Raw genomic sequence first — 19,157 nt, 5'->3', positions numbered from 1 at the left:
AAACGCACAATTGAACAATTTTTGAGAATCAATCTAGAATTTACATTACATTACATAACTTTAAAAATCTTTACAAAAGCTACATTTTGTTAATTCCCAGCGCCAGCCATACCAACAAAAATCAAATCAGCTTTTAAAACATTCTGTAATTGTAGACCGTTAAGTTGAAAATTTAGCGAGGGCTTGTACCGTCTTAATTACGAATTACGAATTACGAATTAAACATTATCTCTATAAAAATCATAATCTTTTTGCCTATTATCAAACCTATGTTCACGATTATAATGATCATCGGGATCATAACCAATATCTCCCACAAAACAGAAGGAAATTGCTAAATTTAAGGTTCTAGTTTCAAAATAGAACTTGTCCTGGGGTGACATTTTTTGGAAATCATTTTTAAACTTCTTCCACTCCCTTTGATTATGGCTATCCATATATCCATCTTGTTTTTGTAAGCGATTCAGCAAATCATCTTTTTCAATTATTACCGTATCTTCATCTGTTTCTTCAAATTCCAAATAAATCTCTTCCAATATTTTTCTTATTTCCTGGAGATATCTACCAGCTAAAGCTAAAAATGCAATTAATGTTTGCTTGTATTCGGGTTTTGGTTCTTGTTTCCATGTTGTATCATGAGATACTGGAGTCCAGATAATTTTAATGATTTTGCAAATATTAATTAGTCGCTTTGCAGTTCTGGGAGTTAAATCAACGTGCTGACAAGATTCTGATATCCATGCGAACTCTTCAGCAGTAAATCTTTCAAAACTAACTAATGGGTCAGTATTTGAATAATGTTGATTTTTTTTATTGTTGGGTTCTGAATTAGATTTTTTATTGGTGGATTCAGAAATATCATCTTTCGGTATTTTTTCCTCAGTTTCGACAGGATGTTCTTCAATACTATCTTGATATGATATGTCTGAAACCTGTTCATCTTCTAGTAAAATTTTACTTCCATCTTCTAGTAAAAATTTATTTTCATCTTGTTCTATTCTTTGTTCTAAAACTATACTTTTTTGGATTACTGGTTGTGAATTAGATATATTTTGATTCTCTTGTTTAGACTCTTCTTCAATATCTACCAAAGATTTTAAATAACTTGCTGTCACATTTCTACTAATAGGCCGCATTCTGTAGGGAATTTGGATAATTTTCTCCAAATAGTCAACACCAGAAGGAGTACCACCACGTTTTAAAACTCCTCTATAATTGTGTTCTAAAGCACGACCAATATAACGGTCGTCTATTGCTAAGACAATGATAAAAATATTAGTATTTAACAATAATTGCACAGCTTCTAAAACTTCTACAACTTTTTGAGGAGGACAACGATCTAAATCATCTATATATAAAACTATTCTCGCAGGACCCCTGGGGAAATATTCTTTAAGAACTTTGAGTTTTTCAGGATGGGTTTTTCCGGGCTGATAGGTTAAATGTTCGGATAAATCTGCCAAATCATCTTGAATTTGGTGCATTAAACCGAGCATTTTTTGATAAGAATCTTCTTCTAAACGGTTATTGACAAAATCTACTAAAGATGTATATTGAGCAGTTAAACCAACAAGTTGTTTTTGCCGTTCTACCTGTGCTTGGAGTTTTTCAATTTCCTGCTGTTCTGTAGTTAATTCTTGTTTAGCTGCTTCCTTTTCTTGATAAACTTGATTTTTCTGTTGTTGAAAATCTTTCTCTTCAATTTCAGCTTGAATTTTCTTATTTTTCTCAGCAGCTAGTTTCTGTTTCTCCTGTTTTACGCTTTCTTTTGCTACTTGGAATAATCTGCTAGTTTTAGCTTGAAAAACTCGTAACTTTTTATATATTTCAACTCCCATCCCTATAGCAGGAATTGTGGAAATTGTCGTTAACCAAAATTTTAAAGCTGAACTTATTTGTTTAATAAATGGTAAGACAGTAGGTAAAATATAAACTATAATTGAATAAAATATAAATGGTAAAGACGTTGCGGCTATAAATATGAATACTATTTTTTTATCTTTTTTAATAAATTCGATAAAACCAACTATTTTACTAGGTTGTTCTTCTACATAATTCTTGATCCTCCCGGACTTTTTAATAATATCCTCTATTGTGCTATCTTTATTTTTAATTAAATTTTCAACTTGATCAATTAGATTAGATTTCTCTAATTGATCTAAATATTTAACAATCGGGATTTGTGTTTCCAAATCTTCCCGATTTTCAAATCCATAGGAATTGAGAAAATCTTTGAAAATAAAATCACCAAAGTCATCTTTACTCAGTTCTTTGAGTTGAGTTAAAAAGACAATGACTATAGATGTATTTTCAAATTCTTGATTTACTTTCCTTTCTATACTTTCTTTGTCTTTGTCAACTTCCCTCTCAACCTCGGCAATTTTTTGTGCAAATTCGCGCTCAATTTCTTGATTTTTACTTTTTAGTTCTGCTTTTAATCGTTGTAATTCCTCTTCCGTGCGTTTTAACTTCTCCTGTTCATCTTGTCTCACTTCACTGAGAATATCCCAAAGGGCATTACCATCAGCATTTTTTTCTTTTAACTCAGCAAATACTTCTTCACTCAATTTGTCTTCTAATATTGTCTTTCTCTCACTGTCACTCATTTGATTGAGAACACTCCAAATCTCACCTCCTGCTAAATCAGAAACTTTTCCAACTTCTCTTAACTGCTTTTCTAAAGTTAATTGACGGTCAAGTTGATCAAAAATAGTCTGCATTAAACTTGCCCAGAGGTCAGACTTTGCATAACTCCAGGCATTAAATTTGATTTGGTAAACATGACCAACATAAGGAGAAAGATAAGGTTCATCTCCCACATCACCCCATGTCTGTTTTTCTGTAAGTTTTTGACAGCGAATTTTGGTAACTTGTTTTTCTATTAAGTGCATTCCAAAAGATTTACCACTACCCCAACTACCTAAAATCGCCACAGCTAAAGGAGGTTCAAGACTCCGCAACATTAATACATCAGCTAAAGATTGAAGTTCCTTTGCCACATCTAGAGAGTCTTCACCGGTCGGTTGGTCATTGCGGAAAGGTTGGGGAACGCGACGAATATTAAACTCTGGCCAACGCCAAGCTTTGATACCATCATCACCAGCACTGATGATGTAGTCTTTTTGGTATTTTCCTTCTTTGTCTTTGAGGGTATCAAAAACAACGGAAGAAACGATCCCTTCATGTTTGCCAATGATGAGATGTCGTTTACCTTGGGGGTCAGAAAGATCCCATAATCGTACTGTGCTGTCAGCACCACCAGAAGCCAAAGTCTGTCCGTTGGGGCTAAAACTGATACTGACGACAGAACCATCATGCCCTGTGAGGGTGCGGATTTCTTTTCCTGTCTCTACTTCCCAGAGTTTGATCTTGTTGTCACGACCACCAGAAGCCAAAGTCTGTCCGTCGGGGCTAAAACTGACGCTATGGACAAAATCATCATGCCCTGTGAGGGTGCGGATTTCTTTTCCTGTCTCTACTTCCCATAGTTTGATCTTCTTGTCAGCGCTACCAGAAGCCAATGTCTGTCCGTCGGGGCTAAAACTGATACTAATGACAAAATCATCATGCCCTGTGTTAGGGTAGCGTTCCGAAGGAAGGGTGCGGATTTCTTTTCCTGTCTCTACTTCCCACAGTTTGATCTTCTTGTCAGCGCTACCAGAAGCCAAAGTCTGCCCATCGGGGCTAAAACTGACGCTTCTGACAGAACCATCATGCCCTGTTAGGATGGGGATTTCCTCTCCTGTCTCTAATTTCCAGAGTTTGATTTTCCCGTCACCACCACCAGAAGCCAATGTCTGTCCGTCGGGGCTAAAACTGACGCTAAAGACAAAATCATCATGCTCTGACAGGGTGCGGATTTCTTTTCCTGTCTCTACTTTCCACAGTTTGATGTCACCACCACCAGAAGCCAATGTCTGTCCATCGGGGCTAAAACTGATACTGACGACAGAACCATCATGCCCTGTGAGGGTGCGGATTTCTTTTCCTGTCTCTACTTTCCACAGTTTGATGTCACCACCACCACCAGCAGAAACCAATGTCTGTCCATCGGGGCTAAAACTGATACTGACGACAGAACCATCATGCCCTGTGAGGGTGCGGATTTGCTTTCCTGTCTCTACTTCCGACAGTTTGATCTTCTTGTCAGCGCTACCAGAAGCCAAAGTCTGCCCGTCGGGGCTAAAACTGATGCTTCTGACAGAACCATCATGCCCTGTTAGGATGTGGATTTTCTCTCCTGTCTCTAATTTCCAGAGTTTGATCTTCCCGTCATCACTGCCAGAAGCCAATGTCTGTCCGTTGGGGCTAAAACTGATGCTTCTGACAGAACCATCATGCCCTGTTAGGATGGGGATTTCCTCTCCTGTCTCTAATTTCCAGAGTTTGATCTTCCCGTCATCACTGCCAGAAGCCAATGTCTGTCCGTCGGGGCTAAAACTGACGCTAAAGACAGAACCATCATGCCCTGTGAGGGTGCGGATTTCTTTTCCTGTCTCTACTTCCCAGAGTTTGATCTTGTTGTCACGACCACCAGAAGCCAAAGTCTGTCCGTCGGGGCTAAAACTGACGCTGAAGACATAATAATCATGACCACCCTGGCAAGTTACCCACTTTGTCCCAGTTAGCACATCCCAAATTTCAACTGTGCCATCTGCTAAACCCACAGCTATGCGTTGTCGTCCCTGGGGTGATATGGCTACTGCATATACTTCACTCTCAAACTCGGCAAAAGGTTTTTCAGGTTCTGGGGTTCCTGCTTCTATGCCAATTTCGATTTCTGGGATGATAAATTGTTGGCCGCTTATTTCTTGTTGACCTTGGGGTGCTTCCATGCCAGTAGTGTTACCAGTTTAGTTGTGTGTGGGTGTTACTGGTTTTACTATGTATGCTATTTGGTTGTAAATACTTTTATACGTTTGTTTACAAGCAATTATCAGCAAATAGGCTGAAAACCCCGGAATAAAACTCTAAAAATTGTCTGATAGCGTAGCGTGGTGTAGCCATATCAGGATTTTAGGATTTACAGGATGTTGGTAGTCCTGGCGACTGAAAGTCGCGGCTATACAAACAAAGTCCGCCTACGCGGACTAATGAAAAATTAAGGGTTTAAAACCCACGCAGGTGGGTTTAGTCTGTGTAGACGCGGTTTCTAACCGCCGATTTGATCTTCAGTACAATGTGTAAGTCCTGACCTATTTACTTTTAACAAACGACTGCTGTTCCTCTGCACTACCCTGAACAATGGGAATAGTGAAGTGGAACTGACTACCTTGATCTTTACCAATAGACTCTGCCCAAATTTTACCGCCCCAGCCATTAACTATTTGCCGGGAAATTGCCAGACCTAGACCTGTGCCACCCGCAGTTCGTCGTAATGCTCCCTCTTCTTGATAAAAGCGGTCAAAGACTACTTCAAGACGATTAGGTTCTATGCCCCGTCCTGTGTCGGATACAGTCACCTCAACCATTTGATTGCGTTTGCTAGTAGTCGCCTTAATGTTAATCTCTCCTTGGGATGGCGTAAATTTACAAGCATTGTCTATGAGTTTGGCGATTACCTCCACTAGCCAATCACCGTCGGCTCTAATCAAAGGTAAAGTTTTCGGAATTTGCGTTTTAATTTGGGGTATCTTTTCTGTTGATGACCTGGTACGCAACCGACTGAGGGCTAAATCTATACATTCTTGTAAAGTCAGGGATTCGGGATGCCATTGCACCCGACCACTTTCTAAATTAGAAAGAGTCAAGAAATCTTGTACCAGTTTCCGCATCCGTTCGGAGTCAGAAAGGGCTGTACTGAGCATCACCTGCTGCAACTCTAAAGGCATATCCGGCTCACTAGCGAGGCTTTCCAGGCAAACTTGAATAGTAGATAGGGGGGTACGCAGTTCATGCCCGGTGATGGCTATCAAGTTGCTGCGGGTGCGGTCAAGGGCTTCTAGCTGCTTATTCAGTTCTTCTAAATTAGCGAAAGCTTCAGCTTGAATTAATGCTGCTCCGACTTGAGTTGCGATCGCTTTCACCAAATCCAATTCTCCTGGTTGCCACTCATGGGGCGGTAAATCGCAATAATGTAACTCGACAATTCCCAACAGTCGCCCTTGAGAGAACACAGGTTCCATCAACCAAGAACGAATAGCCAACTTTTTCACAATCAAGGAAAGTCTGGAAGAATTGGTCACACGATAGTCAATCAGCGTATCAGAAACACATACGCCCTCACCCTGTTGTGCCAGTTCTTGAAACAGAGGATTGCTCTCTAACTCCCAAGCTTGTCCTCGCACCGAAACCACACCAGGACTTAAAAACTCATGCTCAATTATGGCTTGGGCTTCAGTAGTTTGAGCGCGGTAAATGAGACAACGACCAGCTTCGAGATGTTGACCCAATTCTTGTGCAGCCACTTCGAGAACAGAGTGTGGATCAAGCGATCGCCTAATCGCCGTGCTAATCGAGTTAATCAAGCGTTCTTTCCGTGCTTGTGCCGCTATGGAACGGTAGGCTTTGTGCAGTTTGTACTGACTAGCTTGCAGGTAAGTCACCAAGCGCTGTACAAACGGGTCAGTATCGATATCACAAGCATATTCGTTCAATGGCGCTGCGCCTGATATCTTGATTGACTCTCCTATACCAAACCTCTGTCGTGCTTCCTGAATTTTGTCTGCCAAATCAGGTCTGTAAACCAGAATTCTGTCCAATAAAAATTGGGCAGCTTTGAGGCTTACTCCTCGCTCCGATGTCCAAATTCCCTCAAATCTTCTCGCTGTGTCGATATCTAAACCAGGGCTAATTTCTGGTAACTGCTGATTTTTGGCAATGGAACCAACGCTTTCTCGGCACACCAAGCAGGTAGCATAGTTTTCCGCGATGACCACCAAATGCCACTCTTGACTTAAACCGTCATCTGGCTCAAAAGCTACTTTTTCATAGTATTCCGAGTTATGGGCAAACTCCGTTTCTGGTGCCGATAATACGTATATTTGATTACTTCTTTGAGACAGTCGTTGATAGCGATGAGCTTCTTGGCGGTAGAATCGCTCTCTTTGGAAACTAGCAATAATCAGGGGCTGATCTAAGGTAGCCGCCAAAACCTGATCTTCCATTGCATGGGAGAGCGCCGTTAGTGAAGCCTTGAAATATAACTGGGGACGCAGGTAAGGTAGTGACTGTAGCAAATCACTCAGCACGGAAGTCGAAATGCTCATGAATATCGTTAAACACCCAATCTAGACAAGATCCACTTCACAGATGCATTGTACAAGTTAAAACAGGTCATTGGTCATTGGTTATTGGTCATTGGTCATTGGTTATTGGTCATTGGTCATTGGTCATTGGTCATTGGTCATTGGTCATTGGTCATTGGAAAAACTCTTACCTAATTACCCAATACCCATTACCAATCCCTAAATCGATCCATGTTCCTAAGCCCAATATATAGCAACGGACAGCTTTCTTATCAGGTAGCGCCAGCCAAGGCAATTTGTAGCTTTTGCAGCAAACACAGCCAAAATACCACAGCATGGGCTACTACTCAAAGGTAGATTTCCACAGCTTTGGCAATTTTCGAGCGCCGTAACCGCAAAACACTTGGTTATTTTGGCTATTATTGGTACTCAACCAAACTAAAAAAATTTAACTGAACATCTAGTTGAGTATTTTCTAGGTATAGTATCTCTGAATGCTCAACAACGAATAAATCAAGTAAAAATCTCCAGTTTCCAGCCTTGACTTCCAAACAAGAACCGTTAAATTGATGGGGAGATGGGGAGATGGGGAGATGGGGAGATGGGGCGATGGGGAGATGGGGAGATGGGGCGATGGGGAGATGGGGCGATGGGGAGATGGGGCGATGGGGAGATGGGGAGACGCGGAGAAAATGAAGAATAACTTAATTATCTATTCCCAATGACCAATGACTAATGACTAATGACCAATGACCAATGACCAATGACCAATGACCAATGACCAATGACCAAAGTCCAAATCTAGTCCTGTATGGGAACTTTGCTTAATGACACCGGATATGTTGATTACCCCAGAAAGAATTTTCTTGGATGGAAAAACGTTTATTCCCGCAGAACAGCTACCGATTCCAGAATGGCCTTGTGTTGTCAGTGAAAAGCCTCAGCCAACCCTGACAGTTAAAGATGATGATTTATTCTTGGTGACGGATACAATGGGCAACATTTCCGGTTGTTCCATCAATGAAGGAAATGCCAGTTTGGGGATGTTTTGCTGTGATACTCGGTTTTTGAGTCGCCTAGAATTGCAAATTGATGGGCGATCGCCTGTTCTACTGAGTAGCACTGCTGAAAAGGGTTTTGCCCTCTCAATTTTGTGTACTAATCCCAAGGTTGAAGAACGGCTCAAAGCCGATACTATAGGCATTCGTCGGGAAATTGTCCTCAACGGCGCACTATTTGAAGAAATAGAAGTTGCTAACTACAGCACCACTAGCATCACTTTTGAACTCAGCCTCAGTTTTGATGCGGATTTTGTGGATTTATTTGAAGTCCGGGGCTATAACCGAGAAAACCGGGGTAAACTTTTGCGCCTCATAGAACCGACTCAGCCAGGAGTAATAGGTGATGGCATTGCACCACCATCTATTCAACCACACCGAGAGGAAGTTCTGACTCTGGCTTATCAAGGTTTAGATGGTGCGGTAATGGAATCTCGCATCCAATTCCAGTATCGCCAACCAGACCATTTTAAGGGGTACACAGCAGTTTGGCAGCTAGAGATGGCTGCTCACGAAACCCAAAAGCTGGGCTACCGGGTAAATATGTTCATCAACAACCAGTCTAGTTCTACGGTGAATGCTGCTATCACCTTGGCACAGGCAAAAGCGGCTGAGTTGATGGAAGAGCAAAATTGGGTACAACAAATTACACGTATTAGCTCAGACAAAAGTCTTTTCAATCGAGTGGTTGAAAGGGCTGAAGAGGATATGTATTTATTACGCCAGTCTTTTGGCAAGTACAAAACTGTTTCTGCTGGTGTGCCTTGGTTTTCGACGCTGTTTGGTAGGGATTCTATTATTACCGCTTCCCAAACCTTGATGTTAAATCCGCAAATTGCCAGAGAAACCTTGATGCTGCTGGCTACGTACCAGGGTAAAATTGAGGATGAGTGGCGGGAAGAGGAACCGGGCAAGATTTTACACGAGATTCGCCTAGGGGAAATGGCACGTTGTCAAGAAATTCCCCATACTCCCTATTACGGGACAATTGATGCTACTCCTCTGTGGTTGATGCTTTATGCTGAATACTACGCTTGGACTCACGACCAAGAAACCCTAGATCAACTTTGGCCTCATGCTTTAGCGGCAATGGATTGGATTGATCGGAATATCCAAGAAACAGGCTACCTCAGTTATCACTGTAAATCAAAACGTGGTTTAACTAACCAAGGTTGGAAAGATTCCGGTGATTGTATTGTCAACCGCAAAGGTGAGTTGGCTAATGGTTCTATTGCTTTGTGTGAAGTGCAAGCTTATGTCTATGCAGCGAAAAATAGCCTAGCAGAAATTGCTAAGATGAAAAAGCATCTCGATTTGGCAGAGCGTTGGCAAGAAGAAGCCAGAAGTCTAAAGGTGCGTTTTAATCAAGATTTTTGGAGTGAAGACCAAGATTACTGTGCTTTGGCTTTAGATGGTGAAGGAAATAAAGTAGATAGTATTACTTCTAATCCTGGTCATTGTCTGCAATTGGGCATTTTTACACCAGAAAAAGCCTACAGTGTAGCAGAAAGGTTGCGAGCGCCTGATATGTTTAATGGTTGGGGTATTCGCACTTTGAGTAGTTTGTCGCCGGCTTATAATCCAATGGGTTATCATACTGGTTCTGTGTGGCCTCATGATAATGCCATGATTGCGATGGGATTGCGATCGCTCGGTTTAATTGATCAAGCTTTGGAATTATTCCAAGGTTTATTTAATATGACCAGTTACCAGTCTTATCAACGCCCACCAGAACTGTTTTGTGGGTATGAACTCAACGGTGATAATGCACCTGTACAGTATCCTGTTGCTTGTACTCCCCAAGCTTGGGCTACGGGTAGCATCTTCCAACTACTGCAAATGATAGTTAATTTAGTCCCTGACGCGCAGAATAATTGTTTGCGAATTATTGACCCGGCTTTGCCAGAATCAATCAATCGTTTATCGGTTCACAATTTGCGTGTTGGTGGGACAATCTTAGATTTAGAATTTGAGCGTTCTGGTAGCACTACTGCTTGTCGGGTTGCTAATAAACGCGGTAATCTTCGCGTGGTAATTGAAGCATAAATAGTGTCTGAATTAGGATTTACAGGATTTGAGGATTTTCAGGATGGTTAGAAAATACATAATCAATAATTATGTTAATTTTTCATCCTCTTAATCCTTGAATCTTATTAATCCTGTTTCTCTTAATGATTTACATACAGAATGAGTAAAAACATTGTCAATCTAAATCCTGTTCATCCTTAAATCCTGGACATCCTGTATCCCTGACAGGAGGCGTATGGCTAACGCCACGCAAGCTAGAGCCATTTCAGACAAAAAGATAAAAAATATATATAACTTTATCAATAATTCATATAAATTCCGGGAAATTACTGAGAAGCCGCGATTACACTTACAACTGCCTGTAAAGCAACAATGACAAGGGATTGAACAAAGCTAATCTTGTTTTATTCATGTTGCGTCACTGCCATAACAAGCGTTTAAATAGAACTAATGTGACAATTTTTACGTTTTTATAGATAAAGATACAGATACCAAACCGATAAAATTCATTAACTCTTCATACAAAGTAAATATACTTTTATACTTGCTCACATAGAATTATATGTAACAAGTAAACAGATATTTACATAAAGGAGCATCTATGTTTGAGCTATCCTTAGACTCTCAACAATCAGGGATAATTTCTACCCCCCCCCTACAACCATCCAGGTTTGAGCGATTATCAAGATCCTTTATATGCAATAAATCCCTCTAACTCTTCCCAATTACTTCCTGATATACAACCGATTATTGATACAGTTATTCAGTCAATTAATGCAACTGGAGATATCCTGACTGGACTAAATAGCAATCCTCAAATTGATGGAATCATGAGTGTTGCTTTTGGTCAAGATTATCAAAAGGACTTGGCTGATCAAATACTTCAACATTTATCGCAAAATGATTTTACTAATACACCCGATATAAAATTAGTATTTGGTCAAAGTTTTAATGGAGCGTATGCGAAGCAAGAGAATACTATTTATCTATCTCAGGAATTTGTAGCGGGTAATTTGGGTAATGTTGGTGCTGTTACAGGAGTGTTATTAGAGGAGATTGGGCATTATATAGATGGTCAAATTAATGTGCTAGATGCTGCTGGGGATGAAGGGGAATTTTTCTCGCGGTTGGTGAGAGGTGAGAGTATTAGTGATGGGGAATTTTTATCACTTAAACTTGAGGATGATCATGGTTTTATAGTTGTTGATGGGTTGAGTGTTGGGATTGAGAAAAATGTAACTGTGTATGAACATAGTGGTTTTGGGGGGGCGCAGCGGCCATATTATCCTGTATGTGAACCCTATGTGGGCAATGATTGGAATGATAAGATTTCATCTATTTCTATTCCCCAAGGATGGGTAGTAGAAGCATACGAACACAGTAATTTTGGCGGACAAAAAGTAGTTTGGACAAGTTCACAATCTTATGTAGGTAATACCTGGAATGATAAGATTAGTAGTGTAAAAGTTTATCAGACATCAACCGTAAAAACTGACTTCAATCAAGATGGAAAAACAGATATTCTTTGGAGACACCAAGGTGGTCAAGTTCATGTTTGGTTAATGAATGGTATAACCAAGCAACAGGGAATTAACTTAGAATCTCCTGGTTTAGATTGGCAGATTCAAGGCACAGGAGACTTCAATCAAGATGGAAAAACAGATATTCTCTGGAGACACCAAGGTGGTCAAGTTCACACTTGGTTAATGAATGGCACTCAAGTAGTTGGTCGAGTTAATTTAGAATCTCCTGGTTTAGATTGGCAGATTCAAGGCACAGGAGACTTCAATCAAGATGGAAAAACAGATATTCTCTGGAGACACCAAGGTGGTCAAGTTCACACTTGGTTAATGAATGGCACTCAAGTAGTTGGTCGAGTTAATTTAGAATCTCCTGGTTTAGATTGGCAGATTCAAGGCACAGGAGACTTCAATCAAGATGGAAAAACAGATATTCTCTGGAGACACCAAGGTGGTCAAGTTCACACTTGGTTAATGAATGGCACTCAAGTAGTTGGTCGAGTTAATTTAGAATCTCCTGGTTTAGATTGGCAGATTCAAGGTACAGGAGACTTCAATCAAGACGGAAAAACAGATATTCTCTGGAGACACCAAGGTGGTCAAGTTCACACTTGGTTAATGAATGGTATAACCAAGCAACAGGGAATTAACTTAGAATCTCCTGGTTTAGATTGGCAGATTCAAGGTAACAATGGAAGAATCCAAAGACTCAATGAGCTATCTGGTAAATCAACTTTAAACATTACAGAAATTAAAGAATATCGAAATCTCGTTGGTCAATTACCTAATTCTGATCGTGCAGGATGGTATCGTAAACTTCAATACCTAACTCCTTACTTTAATCAAAGAGATAATAAATCTCCATTAGTAACTGCTGATTGGATGTGTAATGTAACAACACTTGCAAGTTGTTTAACATATCTTGGTGTCAGCAATCCCGATCAAAATCGCCAATTTGAAGACTATTTAGATAGTCGCATCGGTGAGAGACGTTATTGGTGGAATGATTTATCCAACCTTGCTAAAAGTTTTGGGGTAGCTTCTTCTGGAACACAATATCTTAAAGGTTTTGCTTCCACTAATCTTGATTTCTTTAAAAACTTTGTCAGAGATAACTGGGAAACTGCTTTGAATCAGGGTAAAACTGTGATGGCAGGTGTTTATACCACTTCACCAGGACACATTATTAAAGTGGTTGATGTTGATTGGACTCGTGGTGGACTAATTATTGATGATCCTTTTGGTGCTGCTCAAAATAGTTCTTATAACGATTACAAACGCTACAACTACTCTGGTCGTGAAAATACCCAAAATCGTCCTGCTGGTGCAACTGCAAATATAACTCAACAGGGACAAAATGAATCTGGCAATGGTAATGATAATTTCTGGTCTTGGTCTTATTGTGCGGAAATTTTTGGAGATACTTATTACCTAACTTTAGGTTAGTAGGTCAACCATTATCGCTCATCTACCGTCCATGATTGTAAGGGTTTAGCATTGCTAAACCCCTACGTTTTAGGTATGGTTTGTGGATGAAGAGATAGCGATTTTTTTGAAGGATGGGGGAAAGCGATCGCTTTTCTGTTCTTTAGGAAAATGAAGTGCGTTAGCTTACCGTAGGTATCGCCTTTTGTATAAAAAACTTAATTTTTAACTTCAGATTTTTAGTATATACTGAAAATATGAAGTTTGAATGGGATGCAAACAAGCAACATCGAAATCAGTAAAAACATAAAGTTTCTTTTGAAGAAGCTGCAACTGTTTGGACTGATCCATTAGCCCTAATTGCACCAGATCCAGAACATTCCATAGAAGAAGAAAGAGAATGGATTATTGGAGAATAATATAACAATCGGTTATTAGTTGTTGTTTATACAATGAGAAACGAGACAATTAGAATTATCAGTGCTAGACCTGCAACAAAATGGGAGCGTCAACAATATGAAGAAGAAAGCTGAATTTCCTTTTAATCATGCCAGAAGAATTACTCCATCAGAAGTAATAGCTGCTGAACAAGCTATTCAAGAACAATTTGGTATCAATTATACTCGACGTGGAAGACCTGCAAAAAGTGAAACAGAAAAATATCAATCTGTTTCTATTAGGTTACATCCTCAAGTGATTGCTTGGGCAAAATCTGAAGCAGAAAAACAGGGAGTTGGATATCAAACAATTATTAATGAAGCATTACTAAAACTTGTTTCATAATTTTTTGTATTGGAAACAAAAGCGATAGTAAATTTCTACGGAAAAATCGCTTTTCTTTAGCTATGGAGAATGAAGTGCGTTAGCTTACCAAAGTATCGCTTTTCGCTATAGACGAGAAAGAATCATCACGTTTTTGGTGATTAGGTTATTATTCTGATTTTGGAAAGAGAAGATGAAAATTAAAGTTATTAACGACCAGCAAAATTTACAAGAAGTGATGCAGGTTTTACTTGCCCACTTAGAACCCGCAAAAGTAATGAAATTCTGGGCTACTTGTAAACTAGGAGAAGGTGATTATTTACAACTTAAAGAAAGTCTATTTTCTCAAGAAACAGTTGATAGTTTATATGCCAAAATTACAGAATATCAAGAGTCTCCTGGTAAACAATAATTAATTCTCTATGTTAAACCTAGCCAAAATTCAAACCCTAGCTCAAGAATACAGTCCCCAGGAACTTTTTGCAGCATTGGTGTGGCAACGTCGCTTTAATGAGTTTAATGGAGAGGAAGTCATTAGGGATCTTACCCAGCATTCTCATCTATGGATGAGTTTTCTGTTTACGAAACCGATTTTTGCACCAGATGAAAATGGTTTAAGTTTTGGCGGTTTGGTGGATACTTTATTAGCAATGGCAAATTATCGCCCGATGCCAGAATCGAGTATGATTCACTTTGTAGCTTATCCTGGGGATACTCTCTACATTTTGACAGAAAACCAAGATACTATAGTTTCTCAGCTTTTAGATTTGGGTAAAAAGTGGCGTGCAGATTCAGTGGATATTACAGATGGTAATAATGAAGAGTATGGTTTGCGACTTCAGCGCCATTTGCGGATGAGGTTGGAAGGTGGTTTAGAAGGTGAGTCATTTTGGGAACAGCGAGATGGTGTAGTAATTGCTTATTGGTGGGATTAGTGATTTTTCAAACTAGTTAAAATTAAAAAAATGTCAATTTCCAGCCAGTAAATCCTTTAATCCTGGACATCCTGATTCTGACAAAATAAAATAAATCATCAATCATCTTTTTATTAATTATATAAACCCAAAATATAAACCTAAAAATAAGGGGTAAAGCACATTGCTAAACCCCCACAAAATCCTGAATTATAAAAATTACAAATTACGCTCCTTCTGGACGATCAATTTTCTGACCAGGAGAAGATTCATAAAGAGCATCTAACTGTTCCCGCGCATCTTCAACATTAATTGAACGCATTACCAACAGCGGTTCTTTAATTAAATTACCTGCGCTATCTAACAATTCTGGATGTGGTACGGACTTTCTTTTAGCCCCATAATAGCCATAGCCACCTTGATTACCCATTGACGAGGAATTTGCTGGATAAGGCCGCTCTCTATCAAAACTGAACATGATTAGATTGCGAATTAAATTACCCACAGCTATGAATGCAAGGACAGTAAAAGCTAAAATGTAAAGTAGGTGTAACATTGAATTATCCTCCAGGGCAACAAGTTTTAAAGCTTTATATCGTAGTGATTAACTTTCGCTCACCCATGATTTATGATGAGGAATGTTAAATTATCTATTTGTGATGTGATATTTTGTAATCCTATTAAGATTACGGTAACATGGGCTACATTATTTTTTTATGAAAATAATGTTAAGCTTTCTTTCTTATGATTGCGACTTATATACAGTTTTGTCACACAGTAAGTCACGGTTATTTTGACTGACGGTAGCGCATCCCTACATTCCAACATTCGCTTACCAATTGATGCCAAGGCATTATAGTTGCCATATCAATCCCGACTTGTTCATTAGTTGCAGTAAACAGCATCTTTGCTGTGCTAAGTTCTGCTTGCGCTTGTTTAACTCGTTGTAACAAGTTAAATTGCTCTTCATCACTCATAAATTGGATTTTCTCATTTTCCAGTAGTTCAAGCGATCGCCCAAACCAATATTGAAAATCCTCTAACAATGGCTCCAAGACTGATTTGAGCAATTCAGTACTCGGTAGATTCGAGTCTCCCATATATGAAAAGCATATTTCCTAATTTCTTTTTAATATTAACGTTATTTACGAATCTTAACAATTAATTCATAACTATCCATATTACAAAGAAAATCAAAAATCTGTAACATGAGATACCATGCACAATAGTATAAATTTAGCAATAGGCTTGTAAGGTTCCTTGGGAGTAAGTCTGGATATGTCTAAAGGAACAAATCAACCTCATAGAAAAATCCTCTGAAATTTATCTGCGTTAATCAGCGGACAGAATTATCCTGCCAGACTTTTGCCAGAAGCCGGTGGTTGGGCTAAATTAGGAGAAACCATAGCCAGTGGACTATTATCTTGTAAAGATATTTTTTGTCAACTTTATTTTTAATCACTTCGCCAAAAGTTTAACAGCCGATGTCGCCAAATCAAGAAACCCAACCAGCCGAAAAAATCTATTTACCCCGTACCAGCGAATCAGAAACATTAAAAAAGATTCGCCACACAGCTTCCCATATCATGGCAATGGCAGTACAAAAGCTGTTTCCCAAGGCGCAGGTCACAATTGGACCCTGGATTGAAAATGGGTTTTATTATGACTTTGATAGTCCAGAACCCTTCAGCGATAAAGATTTAAAAGCCATTCAAAAAGAAATGGTGAAGATTATTAATCGCAAATTGCCATTAATTCGGGAAGAAGTCAGCCGAGAAGAAGCACAACGCCGGATTGAAGCCATTAAAGAACCTTATAAGCTAGAAATTCTGGCAGATATCAAACAAGAACCGATTACAATTTACCATTTAGGAGATCAATGGTGGGATTTGTGCGCTGGTCCCCACCTTGAAAATACCAGTGAAATCAACCCCAAAGCCATAGAATTAGAAAGCGTCGCTGGTGCTTATTGGCGTGGAGATGAAAAGAAAGCCCAATTACAGCGCATTTACGCCACTGCTTGGGAAACTCCCGAACAACTAGCAGAGTACAAACGCCGTAAAGAAGAGGCTCTGCGCCGTGACCATCGTAAACTAGGTAAAGAACTAGGATTATTTATCTTTTCCGATTTAGTCGGGCCTGGTTTACCCTTGTGGACTCCGAAAGGAACTTTGTTAAGGACGATTTTAGAAGACTTCCTCAAAAAAGAACAATTAAAACGGGGTTATTTACCTGTAGTTACTCCTCATATTGCCAGAGTTGATTTATTTAAAACATCGGGACACTGGCAGAAATACAAGGAAGATATGTTTCCTTTAATGGCTGAAGATGAGGAAGCAAGAGCGATAGAGCAGGGTTTTGTCCTTAAGCCAATGAATTGCCCTTTTCATATCCAAATATACAAGAGTGAATTACGCTCTTATCGGGAATTACCGATGCGTTTGGCGGAATTTGGCACAGTTTACCGTTATGAACAATCGGGAGAATTGGGTGGTTTAACAAGAGTGCGCGGTTTTACCGTTGATGATTCTCACTTATTTGTGACTCCCGAACAGCTAGATAATGAATTCTTGAATGTTGTAGATTTGATTTTGTCGGTGTTTGGAAGTCTGCAACTGAAGAATTTTAAAGCCAGATTGAGTTTTCGTGACCCAGCCAGTGATAAGTATATCGGTTCTGATGAAGCTTGGGATAAAGCCGAAGGTGCGATTCGTCGCGCTGTAGAACAATTGGGAATGGATTATTTTGAGGGGATTGGGGAAGCGGCTTTCTATGGTCCAAAACTCGATTTTATCTTCAGTGATGCTTTGGAACGGGAATGGCAATTAGGAACAGTGCAGGTAGATTATAATTTACCGGAACGGTTTGATTTAGAATACGTGGCTGAAGATGGTTCACGCAAACGTCCGGTAATGATTCACCGCGCACCGTTTGGTTCTTTGGAACGGTTGATTGGGATTTTGATTGAAGAGTACGCGGGTGATTTTCCCTTGTGGTTAGCACCTGTGCAAATCAGGTTATTACCTGTAAGTGATCTTCAGTTAGATTTTACCAAAGAGGTAGTAGCGAAGATGGTTGCGTTGGGAATTCGTGCGGAAGTGGATACGAGTGGCGATCGCTTGGGTAAATTGATTCGCAACGCCGAAAAGGATAAAATACCTGTAATGGCGGTGGTTGGTGCCAAGGAAGTAGAAACCAACAGCTTGAGTATTCGTACCCGTGCGTCTGGGGAATTGGGAACTATTCCTGTGAATACAGTGATAGATAAGTTAGAGTATGCGATCGCTAACTTTGAGAATCTGCACATTGATGTTGCTGATGTAACGTCTCAACAAGTACCAGATGTTACTGAAGCAGCATTCCAATAAGTACCAAATGTTAGTGATGCCAAATTTCAACAAGTACAACCCGTTACATCACCTGTCTACTCATTCAAGTCCTGGCTTTATATTGCATCCGGTGTATTTTATTTAGTCGCAGCGTGGGCAATATGGTTATGGCTATACAATGGTAGCTAATATCTATTATGGGTTGAAACATTAATAATTAGTAGGTTGGGTAGAACAAAGTAAAACCCAACATTACACAAAACCCAACCTACCAATTTTTTGGCGTTGCTGATTAAGAGTATGATTTTGTTTCACGCAGAGGCGCAGAGTGACAGAGAGTAAGAGTTTGAAATCTTTGATTTTTCAATTTCATACTTCAATTCAGCAACGTCAATTATTTCAACCTTGTAACCTCTGAATATTGGAGTAACAAATGCTAAATCTTGAATATCTGACCAACACAGAAGGAAATACTATCGCAGTAGTAATTCCTATCGACATCTGGAGACAATTACTACCTACAGAAGATGCTTCCTTGGATGAACTTGCTGAAGCAGTAGAAGACTATTGTATGAACAAAGCTATGAATGAATCTATGAATACACCATTGCTAAATCGAGCCAAAGCCTTAGCTTATCTTGAGGAATAATTATCTTGGAAGTTCAATACCGTCAGGCTTTTTTAAAAGACCTGAAACAATTGAAAAGTTCAGCATCATAGCAACGCATCTACGAACTTGCATTTACAACTTTAGAAAACATCAATTCTTTGGAAGAGATTCCTGATATTAAAGCCATGCGAGGTTATAATGGTCGCTATCGAATTCGTATTAGTGATTATCGTATTGGTATATAAGTTAACGAAGATAATATCATAGAAGTAATGCGCGTTCTACATCGCCGGGAATTTTATCGTTATTTTCCGTAAACTTAGT

Annotated in this window: 13 protein-coding genes and 1 pseudogene; 10 read left to right on the top strand and 4 right to left on the bottom strand. The window is 39.5% G+C overall.

Annotated features, from left to right (window positions below):
* Positions 1–218: 218 nt before the first annotated feature.
* Together H6G59_RS14985 and H6G59_RS14980 are read right to left on the bottom strand one after the other, a co-directional pair.
* On the bottom strand, positions 219–4,835 hold the full coding sequence (locus H6G59_RS14985) for a WD40 domain-containing protein (RefSeq protein ID WP_190715727.1): 4,617 nt from the start codon (positions 4,833–4,835) through the stop codon (positions 219–221).
* Between the two features lie 360 nt (positions 4,836–5,195).
* Positions 5,196–7,208 (bottom strand): DICT sensory domain-containing protein, encoded by a 2,013-nt coding sequence (locus tag H6G59_RS14980; RefSeq protein ID WP_190715725.1) that lies wholly within the window; start codon positions 7,206–7,208, stop codon positions 5,196–5,198.
* Between the two features lie 70 nt (positions 7,209–7,278).
* Between H6G59_RS14980 and H6G59_RS27615 the strand changes: the two genes are divergently transcribed.
* The 8 genes and pseudogenes from H6G59_RS27615 to H6G59_RS14945 all read left to right on the top strand — a co-directional run bounded on the left by H6G59_RS27615 (position 7,279) and on the right by H6G59_RS14945 (position 14,915).
* A complete protein-coding gene (locus H6G59_RS27615; RefSeq protein ID WP_277924637.1) occupies positions 7,279–7,410 on the top strand; it encodes a hypothetical protein in 132 nt (43 codons plus the stop codon).
* Positions 7,411–7,756: 346 nt separating this feature from the next.
* A complete protein-coding gene (locus tag H6G59_RS14975) occupies positions 7,757–7,912 on the top strand; it encodes a hypothetical protein (protein WP_190715723.1) in 156 nt (51 codons plus the stop codon).
* Positions 7,913–8,014: 102 nt separating this feature from the next.
* A complete protein-coding gene (locus H6G59_RS14970) occupies positions 8,015–10,291 on the top strand; it encodes an amylo-alpha-1,6-glucosidase (RefSeq protein ID WP_190715722.1) in 2,277 nt (758 codons plus the stop codon).
* A 653-nt stretch (positions 10,292–10,944) separates the two neighbouring features.
* Complete coding sequence (locus tag H6G59_RS14965; protein WP_190715720.1) at positions 10,945–13,239, top strand: FG-GAP-like repeat-containing protein; 2,295 nt, start codon at positions 10,945–10,947, stop codon at positions 13,237–13,239.
* Positions 13,240–13,532: 293 nt separating this feature from the next.
* A pseudogene (locus H6G59_RS14960) lies at positions 13,533–13,751 on the top strand (BrnT family toxin); the annotation flags it as partial.
* Positions 13,735–14,001, top strand: coding sequence for a BrnA antitoxin family protein (locus tag H6G59_RS14955; RefSeq protein WP_190715717.1), 267 nt, complete (start codon positions 13,735–13,737; stop codon positions 13,999–14,001). The pseudogene H6G59_RS14960 and the gene H6G59_RS14955, both read left to right, overlap by 17 nt.
* Before the next feature lie 172 nt (positions 14,002–14,173).
* Positions 14,174–14,392 (top strand): hypothetical protein, encoded by a 219-nt coding sequence (locus tag H6G59_RS14950; RefSeq protein WP_190715715.1) that lies wholly within the window; start codon positions 14,174–14,176, stop codon positions 14,390–14,392.
* Positions 14,393–14,402: 10 nt separating this feature from the next.
* On the top strand, positions 14,403–14,915 hold the full coding sequence (locus H6G59_RS14945) for a hypothetical protein (protein ID WP_190715713.1): 513 nt from the start codon (positions 14,403–14,405) through the stop codon (positions 14,913–14,915).
* A gap of 205 nt (positions 14,916–15,120) precedes the next feature.
* Here H6G59_RS14945 and H6G59_RS14940 read toward each other — a convergent pair whose 3' ends face one another.
* Positions 15,121–15,450, bottom strand: a complete 330-nt coding sequence (locus tag H6G59_RS14940; RefSeq protein ID WP_190715711.1) for a DUF2973 domain-containing protein — start codon at positions 15,448–15,450, stop codon at positions 15,121–15,123.
* 232 nt (positions 15,451–15,682) lie between these two features.
* Positions 15,683–15,994 carry a DUF2605 domain-containing protein gene (locus tag H6G59_RS14935; protein ID WP_190715709.1) on the bottom strand — a complete coding sequence of 104 codons (312 nt, stop codon included), beginning with the start codon at positions 15,992–15,994 and terminating at the stop codon, positions 15,683–15,685.
* Between the two features lie 384 nt (positions 15,995–16,378).
* On the opposite strand from H6G59_RS14935, the gene thrS reads away from it, so the two are divergent.
* Positions 16,379–18,262 (top strand): threonine--tRNA ligase, encoded by a 1,884-nt coding sequence (gene thrS, locus H6G59_RS14930; RefSeq protein WP_242038878.1) that lies wholly within the window; start codon positions 16,379–16,381, stop codon positions 18,260–18,262.
* A 394-nt stretch (positions 18,263–18,656) separates the two neighbouring features.
* Entirely contained in the window at positions 18,657–18,872 is a 216-nt protein-coding gene (locus H6G59_RS14925; RefSeq protein WP_190715707.1) for a hypothetical protein, read from the top strand.
* Positions 18,873–19,157: the final 285 nt, after the last annotated feature.

Origin of the sequence: Anabaena lutea FACHB-196, assembly GCF_014698305.1 — a bacterium.
Taxonomy (GTDB): domain Bacteria; phylum Cyanobacteriota; class Cyanobacteriia; order Cyanobacteriales; family Nostocaceae; genus Anabaena; species Anabaena lutea.
The sequence above is the reverse complement of the archived record's forward strand: the minus strand, read 5'-3'. Positions and strand labels throughout refer to the sequence as shown.